General features: G+C 65.4%; 23 protein-coding genes. 13 read left to right on the forward strand and 10 right to left on the reverse strand.

Translation table 11 applies throughout. The annotated features are described in order from the left end of the window. The first annotated feature begins 27 nt into the window (after positions 1 to 27). The gene (locus HQ354_RS09575; protein ID WP_222635158.1) at positions 28 to 3,825 is read left to right on the forward strand and encodes a multifunctional oxoglutarate decarboxylase/oxoglutarate dehydrogenase thiamine pyrophosphate-binding subunit/dihydrolipoyllysine-residue succinyltransferase subunit; all 3,798 of its coding nucleotides are present in this window, start codon (positions 28 to 30) and stop codon (positions 3,823 to 3,825) included. A gap of 67 nt (positions 3,826 to 3,892) precedes the next feature. On the opposite strand, the gene HQ354_RS09580 is transcribed toward HQ354_RS09575, so the two are convergent. Further along, positions 3,893 to 4,525: a TetR/AcrR family transcriptional regulator gene (locus HQ354_RS09580; protein WP_114328486.1), complete on the reverse strand. Its 633-nt coding sequence runs from the start codon at positions 4,523 to 4,525 to the stop codon at positions 3,893 to 3,895. 69 nt (positions 4,526 to 4,594) lie between these two features. Between HQ354_RS09580 and HQ354_RS09585 the strand changes: the two genes are divergently transcribed. Genes HQ354_RS09585 through HQ354_RS09595 form a run of 3 tightly spaced genes read left to right on the forward strand, consistent with a single transcriptional unit; the run spans position 4,595 to position 7,930 of the window. Further along, the gene (locus HQ354_RS09585) at positions 4,595 to 6,160 is read left to right on the forward strand and encodes an NAD(P)/FAD-dependent oxidoreductase (RefSeq protein ID WP_222635157.1); all 1,566 of its coding nucleotides are present in this window, start codon (positions 4,595 to 4,597) and stop codon (positions 6,158 to 6,160) included. Continuing rightward, complete coding sequence (locus tag HQ354_RS09590) at positions 6,157 to 6,987, forward strand: SDR family oxidoreductase (protein WP_068428119.1); 831 nt, start codon at positions 6,157 to 6,159, stop codon at positions 6,985 to 6,987. Before HQ354_RS09585 ends, HQ354_RS09590 begins: the two co-directional genes overlap by 4 nt. Before the next feature lie 4 nt (positions 6,988 to 6,991). Then, positions 6,992 to 7,930: an alpha/beta hydrolase gene (locus tag HQ354_RS09595; RefSeq protein WP_068428116.1), complete on the forward strand. Its 939-nt coding sequence runs from the start codon at positions 6,992 to 6,994 to the stop codon at positions 7,928 to 7,930. Here the strand turns inward: HQ354_RS09595 and HQ354_RS09600 are convergent. Further along, on the reverse strand, positions 7,886 to 8,767 hold the full coding sequence (locus tag HQ354_RS09600) for an ABC transporter substrate-binding protein (RefSeq protein WP_308115210.1): 882 nt from the start codon (positions 8,765 to 8,767) through the stop codon (positions 7,886 to 7,888). The genes HQ354_RS09595 and HQ354_RS09600 overlap by 45 nt on opposite strands. A 179-nt stretch (positions 8,768 to 8,946) precedes the next feature. Between HQ354_RS09600 and HQ354_RS09605 the strand changes: the two genes are divergently transcribed. From HQ354_RS09605 to HQ354_RS09620, 4 genes are read left to right on the forward strand one after another with little or no spacing between them, the layout of a single operon-like run. After that, positions 8,947 to 9,894 carry an ABC transporter substrate-binding protein gene (locus HQ354_RS09605; RefSeq protein ID WP_068428113.1) on the forward strand — a complete coding sequence of 316 codons (948 nt, stop codon included), beginning with the start codon at positions 8,947 to 8,949 and terminating at the stop codon, positions 9,892 to 9,894. 47 nt (positions 9,895 to 9,941) lie between these two features. Beyond that, positions 9,942 to 11,168, forward strand: a complete 1,227-nt coding sequence (locus HQ354_RS09610; RefSeq protein ID WP_068428110.1) for an ABC transporter ATP-binding protein — start codon at positions 9,942 to 9,944, stop codon at positions 11,166 to 11,168. Continuing rightward, complete coding sequence (locus HQ354_RS09615) at positions 11,168 to 11,833, forward strand: ABC transporter permease (RefSeq protein ID WP_222635156.1); 666 nt, start codon at positions 11,168 to 11,170, stop codon at positions 11,831 to 11,833. The genes HQ354_RS09610 and HQ354_RS09615 overlap by 1 nt, the downstream gene beginning before the upstream one ends. After that, on the forward strand, positions 11,830 to 12,540 hold the full coding sequence (locus HQ354_RS09620) for an ABC transporter permease (protein ID WP_068428105.1): 711 nt from the start codon (positions 11,830 to 11,832) through the stop codon (positions 12,538 to 12,540). Before HQ354_RS09615 ends, HQ354_RS09620 begins: the two co-directional genes overlap by 4 nt. Before the next feature lie 213 nt (positions 12,541 to 12,753). On the opposite strand, the gene HQ354_RS09625 is transcribed toward HQ354_RS09620, so the two are convergent. The 3 genes from HQ354_RS09625 to HQ354_RS09635 form a co-directional block, all read right to left on the reverse strand. Beyond that, positions 12,754 to 13,950, reverse strand: a complete 1,197-nt coding sequence (locus tag HQ354_RS09625; RefSeq protein WP_374107330.1) for an NADP-dependent malic enzyme — start codon at positions 13,948 to 13,950, stop codon at positions 12,754 to 12,756. A 190-nt stretch (positions 13,951 to 14,140) separates the two neighbouring features. After that, positions 14,141 to 14,401, reverse strand: coding sequence for a hypothetical protein (locus tag HQ354_RS09630; RefSeq protein WP_240930820.1), 261 nt, complete (start codon positions 14,399 to 14,401; stop codon positions 14,141 to 14,143). A 3-nt stretch (positions 14,402 to 14,404) separates the two neighbouring features. Further along, entirely contained in the window at positions 14,405 to 15,265 is an 861-nt protein-coding gene (locus HQ354_RS09635; protein ID WP_167674765.1) for a PHP domain-containing protein, read from the reverse strand. Positions 15,266 to 15,368: 103 nt separating this feature from the next. Here HQ354_RS09635 and HQ354_RS09640 point away from each other — a divergent pair, with 103 nt between their 5' ends. Continuing rightward, a complete protein-coding gene (locus HQ354_RS09640) occupies positions 15,369 to 16,466 on the forward strand; it encodes a magnesium and cobalt transport protein CorA (RefSeq protein ID WP_222634861.1) in 1,098 nt (365 codons plus the stop codon). An 8-nt stretch (positions 16,467 to 16,474) separates the two neighbouring features. Here HQ354_RS09640 and HQ354_RS09645 read toward each other — a convergent pair whose 3' ends face one another. Next, complete coding sequence (locus tag HQ354_RS09645; protein WP_374107331.1) at positions 16,475 to 17,059, reverse strand: suppressor of fused domain protein; 585 nt, start codon at positions 17,057 to 17,059, stop codon at positions 16,475 to 16,477. A 42-nt stretch (positions 17,060 to 17,101) separates the two neighbouring features. Here HQ354_RS09645 and HQ354_RS09650 point away from each other — a divergent pair, with 42 nt between their 5' ends. From HQ354_RS09650 to HQ354_RS09665, 4 genes are all read left to right on the forward strand, one after another. Beyond that, positions 17,102 to 17,815, forward strand: coding sequence for a metallophosphoesterase (locus tag HQ354_RS09650; RefSeq protein ID WP_222634863.1), 714 nt, complete (start codon positions 17,102 to 17,104; stop codon positions 17,813 to 17,815). Continuing rightward, positions 17,805 to 18,662 (forward strand): chromosome partitioning protein ParB, encoded by an 858-nt coding sequence (locus HQ354_RS09655; protein ID WP_068428094.1) that lies wholly within the window; start codon positions 17,805 to 17,807, stop codon positions 18,660 to 18,662. The genes HQ354_RS09650 and HQ354_RS09655 overlap by 11 nt, the downstream gene beginning before the upstream one ends. A 104-nt stretch (positions 18,663 to 18,766) precedes the next feature. Further along, a complete protein-coding gene (locus HQ354_RS09660; RefSeq protein WP_222634864.1) occupies positions 18,767 to 20,287 on the forward strand; it encodes an MFS transporter in 1,521 nt (506 codons plus the stop codon). A gap of 62 nt (positions 20,288 to 20,349) precedes the next feature. After that, complete coding sequence (locus HQ354_RS09665; protein WP_114328460.1) at positions 20,350 to 20,640, forward strand: hypothetical protein; 291 nt, start codon at positions 20,350 to 20,352, stop codon at positions 20,638 to 20,640. Between the two features lie 53 nt (positions 20,641 to 20,693). Here the strand turns inward: HQ354_RS09665 and HQ354_RS09670 are convergent, their stop codons facing one another. The 4 genes from HQ354_RS09670 to HQ354_RS09685 are packed head-to-tail and all read right to left on the reverse strand — an operon-like array spanning position 20,694 to position 24,965. Next, complete coding sequence (locus tag HQ354_RS09670) at positions 20,694 to 21,863, reverse strand: ABC transporter ATP-binding protein (RefSeq protein WP_068428087.1); 1,170 nt, start codon at positions 21,861 to 21,863, stop codon at positions 20,694 to 20,696. 5 nt (positions 21,864 to 21,868) lie between these two features. Beyond that, positions 21,869 to 22,702, reverse strand: coding sequence for a carbohydrate ABC transporter permease (locus tag HQ354_RS09675; protein WP_068428084.1), 834 nt, complete (start codon positions 22,700 to 22,702; stop codon positions 21,869 to 21,871). Next, on the reverse strand, positions 22,702 to 23,646 hold the full coding sequence (locus HQ354_RS09680; protein ID WP_068428081.1) for a carbohydrate ABC transporter permease: 945 nt from the start codon (positions 23,644 to 23,646) through the stop codon (positions 22,702 to 22,704). The genes HQ354_RS09675 and HQ354_RS09680 overlap by 1 nt, the downstream gene beginning before the upstream one ends. Then, positions 23,643 to 24,965: an ABC transporter substrate-binding protein gene (locus tag HQ354_RS09685; protein ID WP_222634865.1), complete on the reverse strand. Its 1,323-nt coding sequence runs from the start codon at positions 24,963 to 24,965 to the stop codon at positions 23,643 to 23,645. The genes HQ354_RS09680 and HQ354_RS09685 overlap by 4 nt, the downstream gene beginning before the upstream one ends. Between the last annotated feature and the right edge of the window lie 64 nt (positions 24,966 to 25,029).

The raw sequence follows: 25,029 nt of genomic DNA on the forward strand, positions 1-25,029 counted from the left end.
AGAGAAGAGAAGAGGCGAACTACTGCCGTGAGCAGCAGCTCTACTACCCAATTCGGACAAAACCAATGGCTGGTCGACGAGATGTACCAGCGATTCAAGGAAGACCCGTCGTCTGTCGACGCGAGTTGGCACGAATTCCTGACCGACTACGACCCGGACGCGCCCGCGGGTGACGACACCGCGTCGGCTCCGAACGGCAGTACAGCGCAGGGCAACGGCAAGACTCCTCCGGCCCCTCCCGCTCCCCCGGCGAAGGCTGCACCGAAGGCAGACGCTCCCAAGGCCGAAGCGCCGAAGACAGTGGCTCCCAAGGCAGAGGCACCCAAGGCGGAGCCGTCCAAGCCCGCTGCGAAGCCCGCTCCCACGGCGAAGCCCGCGACGTCCAAGGCTGCAGGCGCCAATCAGACCGCGGCCCCGGCGAAGCCCGCCGCCACCACGAACGAAGAGTCGAGCAAGGTTCTCCGCGGCGCCGCTGCTGCCGTCGCCAAGAACATGTCCGCGTCGCTGCAGATCCCGACCGCGACCAGCGTTCGTGCGATCCCGGCGAAGCTGATGGTCGACAACCGCCTCGTCATCAACAACCATCTCGCTCGCACGCGCGGCGGCAAAATCTCGTTCACGCACCTGCTCGGCTACGCCATCGTGCAGGCCGTGAAGGCGTTCCCCAACATGAACCGCCACTTCGCCGAGGTCGACGGCAAGCCCAACGCCGTCACCCCCGCGTCGACCAACCTCGGTCTCGCCATCGACCTTCCTGGCAAGGACGGCAACCGCTCGCTCGTCGTCGCCGCGATCAAGAACACGCAGGACCACACGTTCACGCAGTTCTATAACGCGTACGAGGACATCGTCCGTCGTGCACGCGACGGCAAGCTGACGGGTGAGGACTTCCAGGGCGTCACCATCTCGCTGACGAACCCCGGCGGCATCGGCACCGTCCACTCCGTCCCGCGTCTGATGAACGGCCAGGGCGCCATCATCGGTGCAGGTGCCATGGAGTACCCGGCCGAGTTCCAGGGCTCGTCCGACGAGCGCCTCGCCGAACTGGGCGTAGGCAAGCTGATGACGCTGACGTCGACGTACGACCACCGGATCATCCAGGGTGCCGAGTCGGGCGACTTCCTGCGCACGATCCACAAGCTCCTGATCAGCGACGAGTTCTACGACGAGATCTTCCACTCGCTGAAGATCCCGTACGAGCCCATCCGCTGGCGCAAGGATCTACCCGAGGGCACGGTCGACAAGAACACGCGCGTCCTCGAACTGATCGCGGCGTACCGCAACCGCGGCCATCTGATGGCCGACACGGACCCGTTGCAGTTCACCAAGGACAAGTTCCGGATGCACCCGGATCTCGACGTGATCAGCCACGACCTGACGCTGTGGGACCTCGACCGTGAATTCAAGGTCGGCGGATTCCACGGCAAGGACAAGATGAAGCTGCGGGACGTGCTCAGCGTGCTGCGCGACTCCTACTGCCGCCACGTGGGCGTCGAGTACACCCACATCCTCGAGACCGACCAGGTCGGTTGGCTGCAGGAACGCGTCGAGGCCACACACGTCAAACCGACTGTGGCGCAACAGAAGTACATCCTCAGCAAGCTCAACGCCGCCGAGGCGTTCGAGACCTTCCTGCAGACCAAGTACGTCGGCCAGAAGCGCTTCTCGCTCGAAGGTGCCGAGTCGGTCATCCCGATGATGGACGCCGTCATCGACCAGGCCGCCGAGCACGCCCTCGACGAGGTCGTCATCGGCATGCCGCACCGCGGCCGCCTGAACGTTCTGGCGAACATCGTCGGCAAGCCGTACTCGAAGATCTTCACCGAGTTCGAGGGCAACATGAACCCGGCGGCCGCTCACGGCTCCGGCGACGTGAAGTACCACCTCGGCGCCGAAGGCACCTACATCCAGATGTTCGGCGAGAACGACATCGCCGTCTCGCTGACCGCGAACCCGTCGCACCTCGAGGCCGTCGACCCGGTCCTCGAAGGCCTCGTGCGCGCGAAGCAGGATCTGCTGGACAAGGGACCGGGCGAGGGTGGCTTCTCGGTTCTGCCCCTGATGCTCCACGGCGACGCGGCGTTCGCGGGCCAGGGCGTCGTGGCGGAAACGCTGAACCTCGCGCTGCTGCGCGGCTACCGCACCGGTGGCACCGTGCACATCGTCGTCAACAACCAGGTCGGCTTCACCACCGCTCCCGAGCACTCGCGCTCGTCCGAGTACTGCACCGACGTCGCGAAGATGATCGGCGCGCCGATCTTCCACGTGAACGGCGACGACCCCGAGGCGTGCGTCCGCGTCGCCCAGCTGGCCGTCGACTTCCGTGAGAAGTTCAACAAGGACGTCGTCATCGACATGATCTGCTACCGCAGGCGTGGCCACAACGAGGGCGACGACCCGTCGATGACGCAGCCGGCGATGTACGACCTGATCGACACCAAGCGCAGCGTTCGCAAGAGCTACACCGAAGCTCTCATCGGCCGCGGTGACATCTCCCTGAAGGAAGCGGAAGACGCACTCCGCGACTACCAGGGCCAGCTCGAACGCGTCTTCAACGAGGTGCGCGAACTCGAGAAGTTCACCCCCGAGCCCAGCGAGTCGGTCGAGCTCGATCAGCAGCTGCCGACCAAGCTGACCACGGCCATCGACAAGTCGATCCTGCATCGCATCGGCGACGCCCACCTCGAGGTCCCCGAAGGCTTCAACGTGCACCCGCGCGTCAAGCCCGTCCTCGAGAAGCGTCGCGAGATGGCGTACGAAGGCAAGATCGACTGGGCCTTCGGCGAGCTGCTCGCTCTCGGATCGCTCGTCGACGAGGGCACGAACATCCGCTTCTCCGGCCAGGACACGCGTCGCGGCACGTTCACGCAGCGTCACTCGGTCATCATCGACCGCAAGACCGGCGCCGAGTACACCCCGCTGCACAACATCGGCAGCGAGAACCCCGGCAAGTTCATGGTCTACGACTCCGCACTCAGCGAGTTCGCGGCCGTCGGCTTCGAGTACGGCTACTCCGTGGGCAACCCGGACGCACTCGTCATGTGGGAGGCGCAGTTCGGCGATTTCGTCAACGGAGCCCAGTCGATCATCGACGAGTTCATCTCGTCCGGTGAGGCCAAGTGGGGACAGCTGTCCGACGTCGTGCTGCTGCTGCCGCACGGCCACGAAGGCCAGGGACCGGACCACACGTCCGGCCGTATCGAGCGCTTCCTGACGCTGTGCGCCGAGGGTTCGATGACCGTCGCCGTTCCGTCGACGCCTGCGAACTACTTCCACCTGCTGCGTCGTCACGCACGCGATGGAATCCGTCGTCCGCTCGTCGTCTTCACTCCGAAGTCGATGCTGCGCAACAAGGCCGCGGTGTCCAACATCGAGGACTTCACCGACGGCAAGTTCCACTCGGTGTTCGACGAGCCGACCTACGACACCGGCACCGGCGATCGCAGCAAGGTCAAGCGCGTCCTCATGGTCAGCGGCAAGCTCTACTACGAGCTGCTGGCGCGTAAGCAGAAGAACGGTCGCGACGACGTCGCCATCGTGCGTATCGAGCAGCTCTACCCGGTTCCGACGCGTCGGATCACCGAGGCGATCAAGAGCTACCCGAACGCCACCGAGTTCCGCTGGGTCCAGGAGGAGCCGGCCAACCAGGGTGCGTGGCCGTTCTTCGGCCTCGCGATGCCGGAACTCATGCCCGACGTGCTCAGCAACATCAAGCGCATCTCGCGTCGCGCCATGTCGGCCCCGTCCTCGGGTTCGAGCAAGGTCCACGCCGTGGAGCAGCTGGAGATCATCGACGAGGCCTTCTCGGGCGTCGGCGAGGACTGACAGCCTACTGTCGGAGCGAATGGCGCCTTCGGTCACTCACAGTGACCGAAGGCGCCATTCGGCGTTTCTAGGAACCTGCGCCCAGCAGCGTCGCGATCATCGTCGGCGCCAGGGCGACGGCGGGGAGCGCACCGACTTCGAGGTCGATCAGCTCGTCGCGCGTGATCTTCGGGTCCTGCAGCCACGAGATGGTGGCTTCCTCTACGAACGCGATCCAGCCGCGGACGGCGAGTTCGGTGGTCGGATTGGCGTCGACGTCGAGTTTGTAAAGATTCGCGACGGTCCGCTCGGCCATGGCACTGCGGGTCTCCTCGAACACCGCACGCATGTCGGGGTCGCCCGTCGCCGATCCCCGCAGCAGGGAAATGAACGTCTCCCGGTTCTCGGTGACGTAGTCGACGTAGTTCGCGATGGAGTCACGCAGGATCTCGTACGGTTCGAGGCTCGTGTCCGGCGCGGTGCGTTCGAGCATTTCCCGGCTCGCTTCACGCACGATGGCCAGGTGGAAGTCCTGTTTCGACGAGAAGTAGTGAAATAGCAGCCCTCGGGATACGCCCGCCTGGTCGGCGATGTCTTCCACCGACACCTGTTCGAGAGGACGCTCGGACAGCATCTCGGTGCCCAGAGAGATCAACTGCGCACGACGCTCCTCGGGACTCATGCGCGTCCGCTTCACCACTGCGTTGTTCACACTCGCCATGAGACCAGCCTACTGAATGGTAGTCAATAACTATTGACTCACACTCAACAAGCTCTTACGCTCACTTGCATGAGTCTTTCGGTAACAGATACTTCCGAGCGCGTGACGGCGCCGCGCCAAGTCGACACCGTGATCATCGGCAGTGGATTCGCCGGGCTGGGTGCCGCGATCAAGCTGGCACAGAAGGGCAAGAGGAACTTCCTCGTCCTCGAGCGCGGCACCGACGTCGGTGGCACCTGGCGCGACAACACGTACCCAGGTGCGGCGTGCGACGTGCCGTCGCACCTGTACTCGTACTCGTTCGCGCTCAACCCGGACTGGTCTCGGTCGTTCTCGACCCAGCGGGAGATTCAGAAGTACATCTCGGCCGTCGCGCGTAAGTACGACGTTCTCGATCGGCACGTGTTCGGTTCCGACGTCAAGACCGTCGTCTGGAACGACGACACGAACCGGTGGGACATCACGGCCACCACGGGCGAATACTCGGCCAAGGTCGTCGTCACCGCTGTCGGCGCACTGTGCGAGCCGAACCTGCCCGACATCAAGGGCATCGAGAACTTCCAGGGCGACATCTTCCACTCGGCACAGTGGAACCACGACGTGTCGCTCGAAGGCAAGCGCGTCGCCGTCATCGGAACCGGAGCGTCGGCCATCCAGATCGTGCCGTCCATCGCCGACAAGGTGTCGCACCTCGACATCTACCAGCGCACCGCACCGTGGATCCTGCCGCGATTCGACCGCGAGTACACCGCGCTCGAGAAGTTCGCGTTCAAGCGCATCCCCGGATTCCAGCGCCTGTCGCGCACCGGCATCTACGCCGCACGCGAGACGCAGGTCGTCGGCCTCGCGAAGCAGCCGGCACTGATGAAGATCTTCGAGGTCATCGCGAAGCAGCAGATCAACAAGGGCATCAAGGACAAGGCCCTGCGCAAGAAGGTCACACCGAACTTCCGCATCGGCTGCAAGCGCATGCTGATCTCCAACGCGTACTACCCCGCCCTCGATCGCCCGAACGTCGACGTCGTCACCGACGGCATCGCGGAGGTCAAGGTGGGCTCGATCGTCACGAAGGACGGCACCGAGCGCGAGATCGACTCGCTCGTCGTCGCCACCGGTTTCCACGTCACCGATTCGCCTGCGTACCAGGGCATCTTCGGCAAGGGCGGCAAGACGCTGGCCCAGACGTTCGAGGAAGAGGGACAGCAAGGCTACAAAGGCTCCGCGGTCGCGGGCTTCCCCAACATGTTCTTCCTCGTCGGACCCAACACGGGCCTCGGCCACACGTCGATGGTCTACATGATCGAGTCGCAGCTCAACTACGTCATCGATGCCATCGACACGATCGACAAGCACGACATCGGCACCATCGAGGTGCGCAAGGACGTGCAGGACGAGTACAACGCCGACCTACAGGACAGGATGGCGAAGAGCGTCTGGATGAACGGCGGCTGCGCCAGCTGGTACCTCGACAAGCACGGCAACAACACGACGCTGTGGCCGGACTTCACGTTCCGCTTCCGTCAGCTGACCAAGAGGTTCGACCTGGCGGCGTACCGTAGCGTCGCAGTATCGGATCTTCCCACCCCGGTCGGTGATGTCGTCGCCGACTCCGAGAGCAAGGTAGCCGTACAGTGAGCGCTTTCGCAGGCAAGGTCGCCGTCGTCACGGGAGCCGGGTCCGGCATCGGACGTGCACTCGCACTGAATCTGGCCCAGCGTGGGGCCAAGCTCGCATTGTCCGACGTCGACGTCGCCGGGCTCGCCGAAACGGTCCGCCAGGTCGAGGCACTCGGCGGCGAGGTCGAATCGCAGTTCCTCGACGTGACGCAGCGCGAGACCGTACTCGACTACGCCGAGACCGTGAAAGCGCGTTTCGGCAAGGTCAACCAGATCTACAACAACGCCGGAATCGCCTACCACGGTGATGTCGAGAATTCGTCGTTCAAGGACATCGAGCGCATCGTCGACGTCGACTTCTGGGGAGTCGTCAACGGCACGAAGGCATTTCTGCCGCTCCTGCAGGAGTCGGGCGACGGGCACGTCGTCAACATCTCCAGCCTGTTCGGGCTCCTCGCGATGCCGTCGCAGGCCGCCTACAACGCCGCGAAGTTCGCGGTACGTGGCTTCAGCGAGGCGTTGCGAATGGAACTGCTGATCTCCAAGGCACCGGTGAAGATGACCGTCGTCCATCCCGGCGGCATCAAGACTGCCATCGCGCGCAACGCCACCGTCGCGGAGAACTACGACCAGGCGTCCGTCGCGAAGTTCTTCGACGCCAAGCTGGCGAAGACCACACCCGACCAAGCGGCCAAGACCATTCTGAAGGGCGTCGAGAAGGGCAAGGGCCGCGTTCTCATCGGTTCGGACGCCATCGCGTTGGACCTGTTCCAACGGATCACCGGGTCGAAGTATCAGCGGGTGGTCGCCGTCATCTCCAACCGCGTCATGCCCAGAAAGAAGTAGGACGATGAAGTCCTTCTACCTGCCCCTCCCGGTGGTCGCCGCGGCGCTGAAACCGTTCTACCGGTTGGCGCTCGACGCCCGGTTGCCGGTCTCGGTGCAGCGCCGGATCCTCGATCTGGCCGCGCCGCTGCAGACCATGCCCGACGGCGCCGTCAGCCTGAAGACGACGCTCGCGGGCCGTCCCGCCGAGCGGATCACCGTCGGAGCAACCGAGCGAAACACGGCCGTGCTGTACTTGCACGGTGGTGCGTACACGATCGGATCGATCGCGACGCACCGCTCGCTCGCGGCACACCTCGCGCGTGAATCAGCCAGTGCCGTCTACGTTCTCGACTACCGTCTGGCGCCCGAGAACCCGTACCCCGCCGGCCTGAACGACGCGGTCGCAGCGTTCCGCGAACTCGTCAAGGCACACGGGTACACACCGGACAGGATCGCCATCGCCGGTGATTCCGCGGGTGGCGGGCTGACCGTCGCAACGGCGCGGCATCTCGTCGACGACGGCGTGAAACCCGCTGCGCTCGGCCTCATCTCACCGTGGGTCGACCCCGGTGCACGCGACGCGCCGTTTCCCCGGGACATCGTCGTCAACACCGCGTGGTCCTTCGCGGCCGCGGAGGCCTACCTGGGCGACGGGGATCCCCTCGATCAGGGATTCGCGCCGCTGCACGGAGACCTGTCCGGCCTCCCGCCCATCGTCATGCACGTCGGCAAAGCCGAGGTGCTCTACTCGCAGATCGTGGATTTCCACGACCGGCTCCTGACGTCGGGCAACGAGGTCGAGTACGTCGAATACGAGAAGCTGTGGCACGTCGCGCATCTGCAGACCTCGATTCTGCGCGAAGCCGCCGAAGCAACCCGCCACCTCGGCGCGTTCCTCGGGGCGCGCCTGCGGTCGTCAGAGGTTGTGCTCCCCGAGCCAACGAGCAGCGACATCGCCTGACGACGCACCACCGCGGACCTCGCCGATCATGTCGGCGAGGTCTGCTGTCGTCAGCTCCCCTGCCACGACTGAAAACGACCGAATCTCGCTGTCGCTCAACACTCCGTCACGAAAAAGCGGTACGACATTTCGAGCCGCGAACACCTCGTCCGTATCCGTCAGCGCCGTAAGGTCTTTTGCGCCGGGGCCTGCCGACGCCGTCCGAATGATCCCGACCTGGGCCGAACCGTCGACCAGCGCGTCGACGACGCTCTCGTCGTCGGTCACCGTGTCGACGGACCCGAACGTGCAGCCGTAGCGCTGGGCCAGAACGTCCACCGCGGACGCGTCGGCCTCGGTGACGACGAGCGTCGAAGCGCCGCAGCGGGATGCGATGTCGACCGCCGCGGTCGCGTCGGCGAAGGGGCCGGACGTCGTGACCGCGACGGCCTGCCTGTCCTCGGCCGTCGCGTAGTCCGTTACCGAAAGTCCCGCGGGCAAGGCCTTGTTCAGGTCGACGAACACGTCGTCGGCGCCGGTCGCGGTCGACGTGGAGTCGAACGAGACCAACAACTCGCCGGTGAGCTCGGGTACGACGTCGACATCGCCCTTGTCGAGCGCGGCGAGATAGTCCGAGCGATCGCCGATTCGGGTCTCCGTACGGACGTCTGCTCCCACCGAGCGCAACGCTCCGGCGTAGATCTCGGCCACGAGTTCGTCGCGGACGTCGTCACCCGACCCGACGACGATCGGCGACTGTTGTTCCGTCCCTCCGCACGCCACCGCGAGACAGGACAACAGAACGGACAGCGACACGGCGACGGGCGCTCGCAGGCCACGCACTTTCACGAACAACACTCCACTCCTACTGCACTGTGTCGGTGGTCGGGTTTACGGTTCTCGCACGCAGGGAAAAAAGGGGCGAACGAGATGATCACCGGGGCAACCTCAAGGCTAAGCTAGCCCCGATCACCATCGGTGAGCGTCGAGGCACCCACCCGGGCCGGTTCACACGCTGGAACAGATGGAAGGAACCCATGAACATCACCCGTACCACGCGCGCCTTGGCTGCGCTCACATTGTCGGCCCTGGCGTTGACCGCGTGCGGCGGCAATTCCGATCCACTGTCCAGCGGCGGCGGTGCAAGCAATGACGACCCGAATTCCATCATCGTCGGTTCGGCCAACTTCACCGAGTCGGAGACCATCGCCAACATCTACGCCGAGGTGCTGCGCGTCAACGGATTCGACGTGAGCACCACCCTCAACATCGGAAGCCGCGAGGCGTACATCCCGGCGGTCAAGGACGGGTCGATCGATCTGATCCCCGACTACACCGGCAACCTGCTGCAGTACCTCGACCCCGAAGCGACTGCAACCTCCGCCGAGGACGTCGAAGCCGCGCTTCCCGACGCACTCGGCTCCGAGCTGGCCATCACCGAGCCTGCACCCGCGGAGGACAAGGACGCCATCGTCGTCACCCGCGAGACGGCCGAGCGGTGGAATCTGAAGACCATCGCCGACCTGGCACCTCACTCGGCCGAGATCAGCATCGGCGCACCGCCCGAATTCCAGGAACGCGCGTACGGGCTGCCCGGCTTGAAGACCAACTACGGCGTCGACATCGACCCGAGCAAGTTCGTCCCGATCGCCGACGGCGGTGGCCCGGCAACCGTGGCCGCTCTCGCCGAAGGTCAGGTCACGGCTGCGGACATCTTCTCGACGTCGGCGTCCATCGCGGAGAACGACTTCGTCGTGCTCGAGGATCCCAAGTTCAACTTCGCAGCGCAGAACGTGGTGCCGGTGGTCAACGCCGGCAAGAATTCCGACAAGCTCACCGAGGTTCTGAACGCGATCTCGGCCAAGCTGACCACCGAGGGATTGCTGGCGCTCAACCAGTCCGTGTCCGGTGACACGAAGACAGAACCCGCCGCGGCAGCGAAGCAGTGGGTAGAGGAACAGGGACTGAGCACGCCCGTCAGCTGAGACCACCTCTGCCGACACACTTTCCGACCGATCGGAGCGCTCCACCCGTGATCACGTTCGAGAACGTCACCAAGCAGTATCCCGACGTAAGGGGTCGTTCCGCAGGCTCCACTCCCGGCGTCAGGGGTCGTTCCGCAGGCTCCACTCCCGGCGGCACCACTGCGGTGGACACGTTGAATCTGCAGATCGAACCGGAGTCGTTCACGGTCTTCGTCGGGCCGTCCGGCTGCGGCAAGACCACGTCGATGCGCATGATCAACCGAATGATCACACCGACGTCGGGCGTGATCACGGTGGACGGAAAGAACATCGCCGACACCGATGCCGTGGCACTGCGCCGCGGCATCGGCTACGTCATCCAGAGCGCCGGACTGCTCCCCCACCGAACCGTCGTCGACAATGTGGCGACGGTTCCGGTGCTGCGCGGCGAATCCCGTCGATCCGCACGCAAAGCCGCGTTGACGGTGTTGGAGCGGGTCGGTCTCGATCCGGCGATGGCCTCGCGATACCCGGCCCAGTTGTCGGGCGGACAGCAGCAACGCGTAGGCGTCGCACGAGCACTCGCAGCCGATCCGCCGATTCTGCTGATGGACGAGCCGTTCAGCGCCGTCGACCCCGTCGTGCGCGAAGATCTGCAGACCGAGATGCTGCGCCTGCAGGCCGAATTGAAGAAGACCATCGTCTTCGTGACACACGACATCGACGAGGCAGTGCGGCTCGGCGATCGGATCGCCGTGTTCGGCACCGGCGGCCGTTTGCAGCAGTACGACCGCCCCGAGGTCGTACTCGCTTCTCCTGCAACGGATTTCGTGGCGTCGTTCGTCGGACGCGATCGAGGGTACCGCGGCCTGTCGTTCCGGACCGCAGACACCGTTCCGCTGCACGACATCGAGACATCCACCGCGGACAACCTGAAGAACCTTCGGCTCGAACAGGGTCAGTGGGTCCTCGTGGTCACCGACGCGAACACGCCCCTCGGGTGGATCGACGTCACCGGCGTCGAGGGCATCCGCGCGGGCGACACCGTCGAGCGGAGCACCGCTGCCGGCGGGTCGCTGTTCACCGTCGGCGGAGATCTCCGACTGGCGCTCGACGCAGCCATCTCGTCACCGTCGGGCATCGGTGTCGCCGTCGACGACCAGGGTCGTGTCGCAGGTGGCATCGACGGATCCGAGGTGCTGGAACACCTTGCAGCGCAACGTAGAGCCGAGGACCAGGACCGCAACAAGCACTACTTCGGAGACGCCCCGCTCGTCGGGGACGGGCTTCGCTGATGCGGTGGCTCGTCGACAACTTCGACGTCGTCCTCGATCTGACCAAGACCCACCTGTATCTCTCGCTCGTTCCACTGCTGATCGGACTGGTCGTCGCGGTACCGGTCGGAACGTTGATACGCAACGTGTCGTGGGTTCGTCGAATCACGTTGACCGCGGCCAGCATTGCGTTCACCATCCCGTCGTTGGCATTGTTCGTCACCATTCCGGCGATCATCGGGACGCGGGTACTCGATTCCGTCAACGTCGTCATCGCGCTCGCGGTGTACTCGACGGCCCTGCTCGTCCGCGCAGTACCGGAGGCGCTGGATTCCGTACCGGCTGCCGTCGTCGACTCCGCCGAGGCAATGGGCTACACCCCGCTGCGTCGAGCGCTCGGCGTCGAACTGCCCCTGGCTCTTCCCGTCCTCGTCGCAAACGTGCGCGTCGTCGCGGTCACCAACATCTCGATGGTGTCCGTCGGATCGGTCATCGGTATCGGCGGTCTCGGCCAGTTGTTCACGCAGGGCTATCAACGTGACTATCCGGACCAGATTCTCGCCGGCATCATCTCGATAGTGTTCCTCGCGTTGGTCTTCGACGCGGCGCTGTACTTCGTGGGCCGTCGACTCACGCCGTGGACGCGCCTCGGGACGGCACCTGCGAAGCGGAAGGCCGCCAAGTGAACATCTTCTCCGGAGCGTTCTCGTACATACTCGACGCCGCGAACTGGCAGGGCAGCACCGGAATCGGCGCGCGCATTCTCGAACACGTCTGGTACAGCCTGCTGGCCGTCGTCGTCTCGGCTGCGATCGCCGTTCCGATCGGACTGATCATCGGCCACGTCCGTCGTGGTGAGGTTGCCGTCGTCGGACTCGTCAATGCGCTGCGTTCGCTGCCGACGCTGGGTGTACTCGTCTTCCTCGTGTTGCTGATCGGTCTGGGGCTCGTGCCGCCGATCCTCGCACTCGTCCTGCTCGGCATTCCTCCGTTGCTCGCCGGAACGTACGCCGGTATCGCGAATGTCGACGACAACGTGGTCGACGCCGCCCGAGCAATGGGTATGACCGAGCTGCAGGTGCTGTTCCGGGTCGAGGTGCCCAATGCGCTGCCGCTGATCCTCGGAGGCCTGCGCAACTCGACGCTGCAGGTGATCGCAACCGCAACCGTCGCCGCATACGTGAACCTCGGCGGGCTCGGCCGCTACATCTTCGACGGTCTCGCGCTCTACCAGTACGACCGCGTCCTCGTCGGCGCCATCCTCGTCGCGGTGCTCGCTCTGGTGATCGACGGCCTGCTCGCCCTCGCCGTGTACGCCTCGGTCCCGGGGACGGGCCGTTTGCGCCGGCCCACCCAGCCCGGACCGAGGGCGCCCCGTGCTCACTCTGAGTGACCGAATGTCACCCTCGCTCCCAGCCCGCCCGACCCAGCCCGGACCGAAGGGGCCCCGTGCTCACTCCGAGTGACCGAATGTGACATTCGGTCCCGAGCGGGGGGCGGCCCCAAGCGAGCGGGGGGCGGGCCCGAGCAGGAGCGGCCCCGGATACGAAAGCACCCCGAGCCGTAGCCCTGTTGGGGGCGGCTCGGGGTGCTTCCCCCTACTGTCCTACGCGACGCCTTCTGCTCGCGCTGCTGCCGCAACTGCGTCCGCAACGGCCGGGGCGACACGCGGGTCGAGTGGGCTCGGGACAATTTTGTCCGTCGCCAACTCGTCGCCGAGAACCGAGAGGATTGCCTCGGCAGCGGCGAGCTTCATGCCTTCGGTGATGCGGCGTGCTCCGGCGTCGAGTGCGCCCTTGAACACGCCGGGGAAGGCGAGCACATTGTTGATCTGGTTCGGGAAGTCACTGCGTCCGGTCGCGACGATCGACGCGTACTGCGCCGCGCGGTCCGGGTGGATTTCCGGGTCCGGGTTGGACAGAGCGAAGACGATCGACTCCGGTGCCATGGACGCGATGTAGCTTTCGTCGATCTGGCCGGCCGAGACACCGAGGAACACGTCCGCTCCGGCGAGCGCATCAGCCGCAGTTCCGGTGACGCCGCGGGGGTTGGTGCGGGCCGCGAGCTCGGTCTTGACGATGTTCAGGTCGGTGCGATCGGAGGAGACGACGCCCTTCGAGTCGAGCACGACGACGTCGGACACGCCCGCGGCGAGAAGAATGTTCGCGCAGGCGACTCCTGCTGCACCTGCGCCCGAGATGACGACCTTCAGTCCTGCAGTGTCACGACCCTGCACCTTCGCTGCACCGTTGAGGGCAGCGAGGACGACGATGGCGGTGCCGTGCTGATCGTCGTGCATGACCGGGCAGTCCAAGGCTTCGACGACGCGTCGCTCGATCTCGAAGCAGCGCGGGGCGGAGATGTCCTCGAGGTTGACCGCGCCGAAGCTGTGGCGCAGACGCACGATGGTCTCGACGATCTCGTCGACGTCGTTGGTGTCGAGGACGATCGGGATGGAATTGAGTCCGGCGAAGTTCTTGAACAGCGCTGCCTTGCCTTCCATGACGGGAAGGGATGCGCGCGGGCCGATGTCGCCGAGGCCGAGGACGGCGGACCCGTCGGTGACGACGGCGACGAGACGGTCGGTCCAGGTGTACTGCTTGGCCAGCGCATCGTCCTGCGCGATGGCGCGGGACACCTGAGCGACACCGGGCGTGTAGGCGATGGACAGGTCGCGCTGCGTCTCGAGGGGTGCAGTCAGCTCGACGGAGAGCTTCCCACCGACGTGTCCGAGGAAGATTTCCTCCTCGGTGATGGCAGACAGATCAGCGGCGTTGTTGGTCGGTTGCGTCACAGTCGTCACGTTAATAGCTCCTCAGGAAAATTCATCTCTCTCGGCTACGCGCGACGCGTCGGAGAGATGATTCGAAAGAAGATGTCTCGGTGCGCGCCCTGGGTGGCTGCGTCTACCGAAAAACCAGGATGACGTGAGGCGGGTGAGCCGTCACGAACGAACGTGGCGCTGTAGCGCGCATGATCCCGGACAGCCTACGTCAGCCCCACCACTGAGTCCACAACAGCACCCCCGCGAGGGCGAACACCAGCAGCGATGCGATCACCGAGACAGCTCGTGCCCGATGGTCGGCGATGCGCTGGAGCACGATCGCAACGATCGCAGCCCCGATGTGCGATGCCACCGACACCGTGCCGGGTCCAGGAAATCCGCGTTGACTTCCCAGATACTGCGTGCCGACGACCACGACGGCCAACACGACGAGTCCCGCCGTGACTGCTCCACTCAGACCCCGAAGCAACCGTCATCCTCCTGTGGTGGTCGTGACTCGCGCGTCGGACTGCGCGACGAGCCGTTCGTACTGATCCACGGCCGTGGTGTGCTCACCGAGCCGCAGCGGCTTGTTGTCGCCGTGGTAGTCCGAGGACCCGGTGACGACGAGATCGAGTTCCTCGGCCAGCTCACGCAGGACACGCGTGTCGTTCTCGTCGTGATCGGCGTGTTCGACTTCGAGTCCGCCGAGTCCGAGAGGGACGAGGTCACGAATGTGCGCGAGGTCGAGCAGCCGTCCGCGAGTACGCGCTCGTGCATGCGCGACGACGCTGACGCCTCCTGCCGCGCGAATCATCTCGACGGCCGTGTCGAGCGGCGTGTCGATCTTCGCGACGTAGTACGGGCTGTCGGTCTTCAGCGGGCCGTCGAACGCCTCCTGCACGGACGCGACGGCACCCGCGTCGACGAGTGCGCGTGCGAGGTGCGGCCTTCCCGCCGACTCCCCCGTCGCCGCGAGAATCGCGTCGGGCTCGATCATCGGATAGTCGACGGCGAGACGCTCGGCCATGACGCGGATGCGGGCGACGCGTTCGGCGCGCAGCCTGCGTCGTTCGGCGGCGAACACCGGGTCCTCGGCGTCGAAAAGATACGCGAGCAGGTGCACCGCGACGGGATCGCCGTCCTCGCCGCGTCCCTCGCACGACATCTCCATCCCGCGCACGACGGTCAGGCCGTTTGGAGCAGCGGCGACGGCCTCGTCCCACCCCGCGGTGGTGTCGTGATCGGTCAGTGCGACGACGTCGAGACCCGCCTCGGCGGCGGCCCGCACCAATGCGGCGGGACTGTCGGTGCCATCGGACACGCGAGAATGGGTATGGAGGTCGATACGCACGAGTGCCAGTGTCTCAGGCGCCCGAGCCGTACATCTGTCAGGCGTACAGTTGCGCGTCGCGCGCCCCGGACCCGCGCCCGCTCGACACGAAAGAGAGCAGCCCATGCCATCGCTACCACCACGGCCGTCGCTACCGTCGCTGCATTCTCTTCGGCCGGCCTCCCGCGGGCAGGCGAGCGGGCCGAAGGTGCCTGTTCCGACGGCTCGCGCGATCGTCGACTGCGCCGTCTACGTCGACGGTCATCGGCTGCCGGGCAGGTTCACGCATTCGGCCGCGATTGCCGAGGTCCGGGGGCGCGGCGAGGGCTTCGTCTGGATCGGCCTGCACGCTCCCGACGAGGGCCAGATGACCGGCGTCGCCGAGCATTACGGCTTGCACGAACTCATGGTCGAAGATGCCGTGCAGGCCCATCAGCGCCCCAAGTTGGAGCGGTACGACGACATCGCCGTCCTGGTCCTGCGCACGGTCAGCTACGTCGAGCACGAGTCGGTGACGACGGCCAACGAGATCGTCGAGACCGGAGAGATCATGGTCTTCCTCGGGCGCGATTTCGTGCTGACGGTTCGGCACGGCGAACACTCGGGATTGTCCGGGGTCCGACGCGACCTCGAAGAGAACCCGGAGCGTCTGGCTCTCGGGCCGTCGGCGGTGCTGCACGCCGTCGCCGATCATGTCGTCGACCAGTATCTCGCGGTGACGTCCTCGATCGAACGCGACGTCGACGTCATGGAGGAGGAGGTCTTCTCCCCCACTCACCACGTGCCGATCGAGAACATCTACATGCTCAAACGAGAAGTCGTCGAACTACGACGCTCGGTCAGCCCGTTGTCGACGCCGCTGAGCCAGCTCGTCCAAGGCGCCGACACGCCGGTCCCGAAAGCCGTGCGACGGTACCTGCGCGACGTGCTGGACCACCACACGACCGTCGCCGATCGGGTCGCGGAATTCGACGAGGTGCTCAGTTCCCTCGTCGACGCGGCGCTGGCTCGCGTGACGATGCAGCAGAACATGGACATGCGCAAGATCTCCGCGTGGGTCGCGATCGCTGCGGTACCGACGATGGTCGCGGGCATCTACGGCATGAACTTCGACAACATTCCCGAACTGCACTGGACGTACGGCTACTACCTCGTCCTGGGGGTGGTCGCGCTGTTCTGCGGAGGTCTGTTCAGGACCTTCCGCCGCAATCACTGGCTTTGACGCACGAACTACAGCGTCACGGCCGATCGGTTCGGGTCCCGGACGTCGACGCCTGCCTCGGCCCACGCCTCGCGCAAGGCGTCGGCTCCGCGTAGACGCACCCACGCCGCTTCGGTTCCGGTGAGCGGTACGACCGACAGGAAGCGCACCGGATCCGCCGGTTCGGGCAGGGGGAGGTCGGCGACGTCGCTCGCGCCGAGCAGGACCGCGGTGAACGGCGCGTTCACCCACAGGGGTTCACCGAGGTCGAGAAGTGCATCCTCGACGAGCACGAGCCCCTCGACCGCAGGCGACGCGGCCAACACCGCGAGCGTCTTGTGCACTCCCGACGCGACTCCCGCGCCCCCGACGAGCGTCAGGATCAGCTCGGCCCGTGGGCCGCGGTTGGGGTCCGCGACAAGCTCGTTCGGATCGGCCATCGGGTGCCGGGAGCAGCCGAGCGTCGCGTAACGAACCAGGTCGTCGCTGGTGCCGACGAAACGCAACACGTCGAGGGGTTCGAGCCCGAGGAACGTCACCGACGCCGACGAGGGACTCTCGTCCCCGATCTCGGCGATGAGGTGTGCGCGTACGGACGGGATCACATCGCTCACGAAGTACATCCAACACCACAGGCGACCGGTAGCGTCGTGCGCGTGGTCTCTGTCCTCGCCGTCGCCGACGAAACGATCGAGAGTCTGTGGAGTGCCCAGGTTCGTTCGATGGACGTCGACCTCATCCTCGGAGCCGGGGATCTTCCGTTCGACTACCTCGAATACCTGACCGACGCGCTGAACGCCCCGTGCGTGTTCGTCCCGGGCAACCACGACCCGGATCTGACGGGATACTCGGCAGGACGTGCAGGCTGGCTGCGCGCCGGATTGCCGACGACGTGGCCCGGCCCGGTTGGGGCTGTCAACGCCGATCGCAAGATCGTCTCCGCGGCCGGTCTGCGCATCGCCGGTCTCGGCGGATCCATCCGCTACAACGGCGGGCCGAATCAGTGGACGCAACGCCAGCAACGGCGTCGAGGAAAATCGCTGACGCGTACGAAGACGTGGGCCGAGAAGGTCCGCGGTGATCAGCGCGGCATCGACGTTCTGCTGACCCACAGTCCCCCGTTCGGTGTGGGCGACGGCACCGACCCGGCGCACGTGGGCTTCGACTGCCTGGACGACGTCACTCGCATCCTTCGGCCGCAGATACTGCTGCACGGCCACATCCATCCGCACGGACAGACGCCCGAGGACCTTCGCCTGCACAGCTCCGACGTCGTCAACACCGTCGGATACACGTTGCTCGACATCGAGCCCGACGGGGAACGCAGAGAACACGCACCCACGATCGTGAGGCGACGCCATGGCACGTGACACCGGATTTCCTGCAGCCGACGCCGAGAACGATTTCACCCGGCAACGCCGGCGCGCCGACATCGCACGGCTGGTGGGATGGCTGCGCCGTCAGCCCGACGACGTCAACACGATCCTGCCGTTCGACGAGGTCGTCGCCGCCCTCGGCAAGGTCGGCGAGCGGCACCTCGGCCTACAGGTGATTCGCGTCGACTCGATCGTCGGCAGCGTCGATCGGACGCGTGACTTCGACCGGTTCTTCCGTCCGACGTCCGCGCGCACCAGGGAACGCTGGCAGCGGCTCGCGGCGGCCCAGCGTCGGGGCGAAACGATGCCGCCGATCCAGGTGTATCGCATCGGTTCGATGCACTTCGTGCTCGACGGCCATCACCGCGTGTCGATCGCGTTCGCGATGCACCGGACGACGATCGACGCGTCCGTCACCGAGATCGTGACACGAATCTCACCCGAGGGAATCACCCGTCGGGGCGACCTCCTCATCAAGGATCACCGACGGATCTTCCTGTCGCGCGTGCCGTTGACGGGCAAGGCGCGGGAGGCGGTCACCGTCACCGATCCGTACGACTATGCCGAGCTCAGCGAATCCGTCGAAGCGTGGGGATTTCGGCTGATGCAGGAGGTGTCGGAGTTCGTCGACCGCGCCACCGTGGCCAGACGCTGGTTCGGCGAGGAATTCCTCCCCGTCGTGCGCATGGTCCGCGCGGCCGACATCCTCGAGGGCCGGACGGACGCCGAGGCCTACCTGTGGATGATCCGCGAGCGGTATCGCCTCGTGCGCGAGCACGTCTGGAACGACGAGATCGTCTCCGAACTGCGCGAGCGTGCGCAGCACACGCGAGGACGGTAGGTACTTCTCGGCTTTCGTCGCGGCGTCGAACCTGATAGGTAATTAGATGCATATATCAAGCAATTGCATTTCTTTCTTTCGGTTCACGTAACGAGGTAGCTTTCATGTCCCGCCCCGGCCGTTTGCTCGTGCCTTCGCTCTGTTTCGTCGTGATGACTCTCGCTGTCCTACAGACCATGGTCATCCCCATCGTCGGAACCATCGGTAGCCAACTCCAGGTGAGCACCACGGCCGCCGGCTGGGTTCTGACGGCCAATCTGCTTGCTGCCGTCGTCGCAACGCCCGTCATCGGTCGGCTCGCCGACCTGTACGGCAAGCGGCCCGTTCTGATCGCCGTCATGGGACTCGTCCTGCTCGGCTCGCTGATCGCCGCGCTCACGCACTCGCTACCGCTGCTCATTCTCGGGCGTGTTCTGCAGGGCGTCTCGTATGCGCTGTTCCCCATCGCGCTGGCGGTGCTGCGCGACGAGATGCCACCCCGCAAGCTCGTCGGCGCGATGGCGATCCTGTCGGGCACGTTGGGCGTGGGCGGCGGATTCGGCCTCGTTCTGACCGGCCTGCTCACCGCCGACGGCGCCGACTACCACCGCGTGTTCTGGCTGACGGTCGGCTTCGTCGCCGTCGCGATCACGCTCGCGTGGTTCGGCATCCCCGCTCGCCGACGCACCGGCTCGGGTTCCGTCGACTGGTGGGGTGCCGCGCTGCTCGCCGTCGCTCTCGTACTGCTGTTCCTCGCGCTGACGCAGGGACGCACGTGGGGTTGGGGTTCGTTGCCGACGCTGGGATGCGCGATCGTCGGTGCCGTCGTCCTCGCCGGGTGGTGGGTGTTCGAGAACCGGATCACCGCTCCTCTCGTCGCACCTCGGATGTTGACGCACGGGCCGTTGCTCGCCACCAACGTCGCGACGCTGTTCGTCGGGATCGGCATGTTCGTGAACTTCCTGGCATGCAGCTACTTCGTGCAGACGCCGCGCGCAGTCGCGGGCTACGGGTTCACCGCCGATGTGCTCGCCGCCAGCGTCGTCTATCTGTTGCCGGGGGCGGTGGTCGGCGTCGCGGCAGCCACCGCGAGCGGGGCCCTGATTCGACGCTTCGGTCCTCGCCCGGTTCTGATCTCCGGCGGCGTCGTCGGTTTCGTCGGCTTCCTGTTCTTCGTGTTCTTCCACGCCGCGACGTGGCAGGTGATCCTCGCGTCGTCGGTCATCAACGTGTTCGTCTCGCTGGCGTTCGCCGCGATCCCGAATCTCCTGATGGCCGAGGTGGCACCCGCGGACACCGGAATTGCCAACAGCGTCAACTCGATCGTCCGCACCGTCGGAACGTCCATCGCGAGTGCGGTGCTGACGACGATGCTCGCGACGTACACCCTTGCGGGCACATCGGTGCCGCGGGAGGCCGTCTACACCGCGGCCTTCGCCGTCGGCGCAGTGGCGTGCGCGATTGTCACGTTGTCCGCCTTGGCAATTCGGGTACCCGCGAAGACGATCGCCGAGCGCAGCACGGTGGTCTCGCCGCGCCGCACCGAGCCCACCAGACTCACAGGAAACTGTGTGGATCAGCGGGTATCGTCCCAGGGGAAACAGCACGAAACCGCTGGTCCGAGCACTCTGGCAAAGGACTGCTGACCCTCTGGGAGAACAGGATTTCCCCTGTCGGAGGACGCAGTGCGCGACCTACGTTGGTTCGCATGAACACACGAAAGATACTGACCCGCACCGCAGTCACGAGCGCACTCGTCGCCGTCCCACTCGTGGCCGTTGCCGGCACCGCGTCCGCGGATCCGATCGGCGACAACCACGACGACCGTGGCCAGAACCAGCCCGTCCCGCAGTTCCAGCTTCCGCAGTTCCAGTTGCCGCAGCTGCAGCTCCCCGACCTGGCACCGCAACCCGATCCAGCCCCGCTGCCCGCACCGACCGCGGTCCCGCAGTTCGGGCCGAATTTCTGGCAGGGAATCGGTACCGGTTCGGCCGGCTGACCGACCCGTGCGTGGGAATGTACAGCCCGCTGTACATTCCCACGCACGTGCGCCTACAGCGTCAGATTCGCACCCGACGCGTGATCGAACACCGACACCTTCGCCGGGTCGAACCACAGCTCGGCCTGACGCCCCACTTCGGCTTTCGATTCGGCAGCCAGACGCGCGACGACCTGTGCACCACCGAGATCCGAGATACCGGCGTCGGCTGCGAGCTCGGCCAGTTCCGCGGACTCGACCTTGTTGCCCTTCAACGTGAAGTAGGCGTACTTGTCGCTACCCATCGATTCGAGGACGTCGACGTCGACGGTGATCACCGTGCCGCTCATCTTCTGATACGAATCGATCAGCGAGGCGTCCTCGAAGTGTTCGGGCCTGATGCCGACCACCACTTCCTGACCGGGGTTCTTCGACTTGATCGTCTGCATGCGCTCGGACGGTAGTTCGAATTCCCCGAGGTCGGTCTTCACGCCGTGCGCCGTCAGCTGTCCCGGAACGAAGTTCATCGACGGCGATCCGATGAAGCCGCCCACGAACAGGTTTCGCGGCTTGTCGTACAGCTCCTGCGGCGAACCGATCTGCTGCACGATACCGCCGCGCAGCACGACGACGCGGTCACCGAGCGTCATGGCCTCGGTCTGATCGTGGGTGACGTAGACGGTCGTCGTGCCGAGTCGCTTCTGCAGCCGCGAGATCTCGGCCCGCGTCTGCACACGCAGTTTCGCGTCGAGGTTCGACAGCGGCTCGTCCATCAGGAACGCCTTGGGCGTGCGAACGATGGCGCGTCCCATGGCAACTCGCTGACGCTGGCCGCCCGAGAGGTTCGACGGCTTGCGGTCGAGGTGCTGACTCAGGTCGAGAATCTTCGCGGCCTCTTCGACTTTCGTATTGATCTCGTTCTTGCTCATCTTCGCGAGCGTCAACGGAAACGCTATGTTCTGACGCACCGTCATGTGCGGGTAGAGCGCGTACGACTGGAACACCATCGCGATGTCGCGATCCTTCGGTGCACGCTCGTTGACGCGTTCGCCCGCGATCCGCAGCTCACCGGACGAGATGTCCTCCAGACCGGCGATCATGTTGAGCGTCGTGGACTTTCCGCAGCCCGACGGCCCGACGAGAATGATGAACTCGCCGTCGGCGATGGTGATGTCGACGTCGCTGACGGCGGCGGCACCGTCCGGGTACAGCTTGGTGACTTTGTCGAGAACGATTTCAGCCATGACGGTTATCCCTTCACTGCGCCGGACGTCAAGCCCGCCACGATACGTCGTTGGAAGAAGAGCACGAAGATGATGATCGGAATGGTGATGACGACGGCCGCCGCCGCGATCGATCCGGTCGGCTCCTCGAACTGGGAGCTACCGGTGAACTGAGAGATCGCGGCGGGCACCGTGATCGACCGTTCCGTCGCCGTCAGCGAGATGGCGAGCAGCAGGTCGTTCCACGCGAAGATGAACACCAGAATCGCGGCGGTGACGATGCCCGGGGCAGCGAGAGGCGCGATGACCTTGCGGAACGCCTGGGCGGGGGTTGCACCGTCCATCTTCGCGGCTTTCTCCAGCTCCCACGGGATCTCGCGGAAGAAGGCGGAGAGCGTGTAGATCGCCAGCGGCAGTGCGAACGTGATGTACGGGATGATCAGGCCCGGCCACGTGTCGAACAGTCCGAGTGCGCGTTCGATGTCGAACAGCGGTGTCACGAGCGAGATCTGCGGGAACATCGCGATGAGCAGCGCCGCGCCGACGAGAAGTTTCTTGCCGGGGAATTCGAGTCGTGCGACGGCGTAGGCCGCCATCGTTCCGATCACGACGGCGATGAACGTGGTGATCAGGCCGATACCGATCGAGTTGATCAACGCCGACGTGAACTGGTTGGTCGAGAAGATGCCCTTGTAGTTGTCGAACGTGATCGAGCTCGGGATGAACTTGCCGTCGGCGATGGTGGCCGTCGACTTGAACGACAGACTGATGATCCACGCCAGCGGAACCAGCGCGTACAGCAGCACCAGCACGTTGACGACGGTCCAGCCGACTTTCTTGCGAGGCGTTACGGTCGTCATTACTTGCGGCCTCCGTCGTCCGAGCCCGGCGCCGAGGCACCGAACAGCTTGATGAACACGAACGCGATGATGGCGACGCAGAAGAAGATGAGAACGCTGATCGCCGAACCGAGTCCGAGGTTGAATGCTCCGAACAGGTTGTCGTAACCGAGAATCGACACCGATCCGGTTCCGTTGCTGCCCTTGGTCAGAACGTAGATGTTGTCGAAGATGCGGAATGCGTCGAGCGTGCGGAACAGCAGCGCGACGAGGATCGCCGGCTTCATCAGCGGAATCGTGATGCGTATCAACCTCGTCCATGCGCCTGCGCCGTCGACCTGCGCCGCCTTGAGCAGATCGTCCGGTACGAGCGCGAGGCCTGCGAGAAGAAGCAGAGCCATGAACGGCGTCGTCTTCCACACTTCGGCGAGAACGACGATGGCGAGGGACGGCAACTGCTCGGTCAGCGGCGCACTGCCGTCGGGAAGCAGGTTGGCCAGGTAGCCCGTGCCGGGCGTCCACGCGTAGTACCAGCTGTACGCGGCGGCGACCGTGACGATGCCGTACGGGATCAGCACGACGGTGCGGACCAGTCCGCGTCCGAAGATGGTGCGGTGCATGATGAGCGCGACGGCGAGACCGAGAACGAACTCGATGACCACCGAGACGATGGTGATACCCGCGGTGACGGCGAACGCCGTCCACCAGTAGCCGTCGGTCAGAACCGTCACGTAATTGGAGAGTCCGACGAATTCGCGGTCGTCGGGAAAGGCCAGGTTGTACTTCTGCAGGCTGAGCCAGAACGCGTAGACGATCGGATAACCCGTCACCGCGATCATCATGATCGCGGCGGGCGCGATCAACAGCAGCCCGAGTCGACGCTCGGCCTTCTTGCCGTCGGACATCTGCTTCAGGACGGCCTGCTTGTCGTAGGTCGTCTCCCGTTCGGTGGTGGGTGCGCTCATGGAATCAGCCCTTCGGAATTGACTGCCTTGGAGACGAGGTCGGCGAGCTTGTCCACGTCCGCCACCGGGTCGATGTTCTGAGGCGGATTGAGCGCGTCGGCGAGAAGGATCGAAATGCTTTGGTACGCAGGCGAAACCGGGCGCACCGCGGCGTTCTCGATGGAGTCGAGCACGCCCTCCCACGCGGGGTACACGGCCTGGAACTCGGGATCCTGGTACAGCTGCGCGAGCACCGGCGGCACACCACCGTCGACGGCGTTGTTGCGCTGGTTGTCCTCGTCGGTCAGGCAGGCGACGGCCTCCCACGCGAGGTCCTCGTGCTGCGTGGTCTTGGCGACACCGATGTTGAATCCACCGATCGTGACCTTGGCGGGCGTGTCCGGAACGACCGCGGGATACGGTGCGCTACGGAACACTTCGGCGACCTTGGCATCCTGCTGATCCGCGGGCACGCCGGTGAGATCGAGGAACGGCACCGCGCCGGCAGCCGCGTTCTCCTTGAGACCGGGAAGCACGAACGGGTAGTTGACCTGGAAGGCCGAGTTGCCCGCCTCCATACCCAATCGTGCTGTGGCTTCGTCGGTCTGCGAGATCGACGGATCGTGCCCGTCGGCGGTGGCGACGCGCTTCATGATCTCGAGCGTCTTCTCCGTCGCCGCCCGATGCTCGGGAGTGTCGTTCAGCGTGACGGTCGTTCCGTCCTCGGCGACGACCTGTCCGCCCGCGCTGACGAGAAGGCTGTTGAACCAGACCATCAGGCCCTCGTACTGCTTGGCCTGAACGCCGATGTAGGCCGGTTTGCCCTGGGCCGCATTGGCCTCCGCCTCGTCGATCATCTGATCCCACGTCTGCGGCGGCTCGCCGCCGGGCACCTGGTCCGGTCGGTACCAGAGCAGCTGCGTGTTCGAGTTGAGTGGCACCGCGTAGAGCTGGTCCTGCCACTCGGCCGTCGCGAGCGGCCCTGCCAGCGTCGACCCGTCCGTCAGCTTCGCGGCGAGATCGTCGGGAACGGGCAGCGCCCATCCCGCCTCGGCGAACTCGGCCGTCCAGACGACGTCGAGCGTCATCAGATCGAGCGTGTTGTCGTTGCCCGCGAGCCTGCGGGCCAACTGGAGCCTCTGATCGTTTGCGCTCTTCGGGAGCGTCCGCTGCTCGACCTTGTAGCGGCCGTTCGACGCGGCCGAGCAGGCTTCCGCGGCTTGCGCGTACTGCTCGGCACCGTCGGCTGCGGTGTAGAAACTGAGCACCGGTGTGCCGCCGCCTGACGAGGAACACGCGGTCAGCAGCGGGCCGACTATCAACGTGGCCGCTGCCAACACGCCTATCCTGGTTGCGTTTCCGGGCCTCGAACGACGCTGTCTCGGCACTCTCGCCTCCCACTGT

The sequence above is a fragment of the Rhodococcus sp. BP-261 genome (genome assembly GCF_019835205.1).
GTDB classification, from domain to species: domain Bacteria; phylum Actinomycetota; class Actinomycetes; order Mycobacteriales; family Mycobacteriaceae; genus Rhodococcoides; species Rhodococcoides kyotonensis_B.

What these genes read in the sequence shown, in the direction of transcription:
- HQ354_RS09580 (WP_114328486.1), bottom strand. Translation starts at nt 4,525, where the DNA reads ATGGCGAGTGTGAACAACGCAGTGGTGAAGCGGACGCGCATGAGTCCC.
- HQ354_RS09585 (WP_222635157.1), top strand. Translation starts at nt 4,595, where the DNA reads ATGAGTCTTTCGGTAACAGATACTTCCGAGCGCGTGACGGCGCCGCGC.
- HQ354_RS09595 (WP_068428116.1), top strand. Translation starts at nt 6,992, where the DNA reads ATGAAGTCCTTCTACCTGCCCCTCCCGGTGGTCGCCGCGGCGCTGAAA.
- HQ354_RS09605 (WP_068428113.1), top strand. Translation starts at nt 8,947, where the DNA reads ATGAACATCACCCGTACCACGCGCGCCTTGGCTGCGCTCACATTGTCG.
- HQ354_RS09615 (WP_222635156.1), top strand. Translation starts at nt 11,168, where the DNA reads ATGCGGTGGCTCGTCGACAACTTCGACGTCGTCCTCGATCTGACCAAG.
- HQ354_RS09640 (WP_222634861.1), top strand. Translation starts at nt 15,369, where the DNA reads ATGCCATCGCTACCACCACGGCCGTCGCTACCGTCGCTGCATTCTCTT.
- HQ354_RS09655 (WP_068428094.1), top strand. Translation starts at nt 17,805, where the DNA reads ATGGCACGTGACACCGGATTTCCTGCAGCCGACGCCGAGAACGATTTC.
- HQ354_RS09660 (WP_222634864.1), top strand. Translation starts at nt 18,767, where the DNA reads ATGTCCCGCCCCGGCCGTTTGCTCGTGCCTTCGCTCTGTTTCGTCGTG.
- HQ354_RS09665 (WP_114328460.1), top strand. Translation starts at nt 20,350, where the DNA reads ATGAACACACGAAAGATACTGACCCGCACCGCAGTCACGAGCGCACTC.
- HQ354_RS09670 (WP_068428087.1), bottom strand. Translation starts at nt 21,863, where the DNA reads ATGGCTGAAATCGTTCTCGACAAAGTCACCAAGCTGTACCCGGACGGT.
- HQ354_RS09675 (WP_068428084.1), bottom strand. Translation starts at nt 22,702, where the DNA reads ATGACGACCGTAACGCCTCGCAAGAAAGTCGGCTGGACCGTCGTCAAC.
- HQ354_RS09680 (WP_068428081.1), bottom strand. Translation starts at nt 23,646, where the DNA reads ATGAGCGCACCCACCACCGAACGGGAGACGACCTACGACAAGCAGGCC.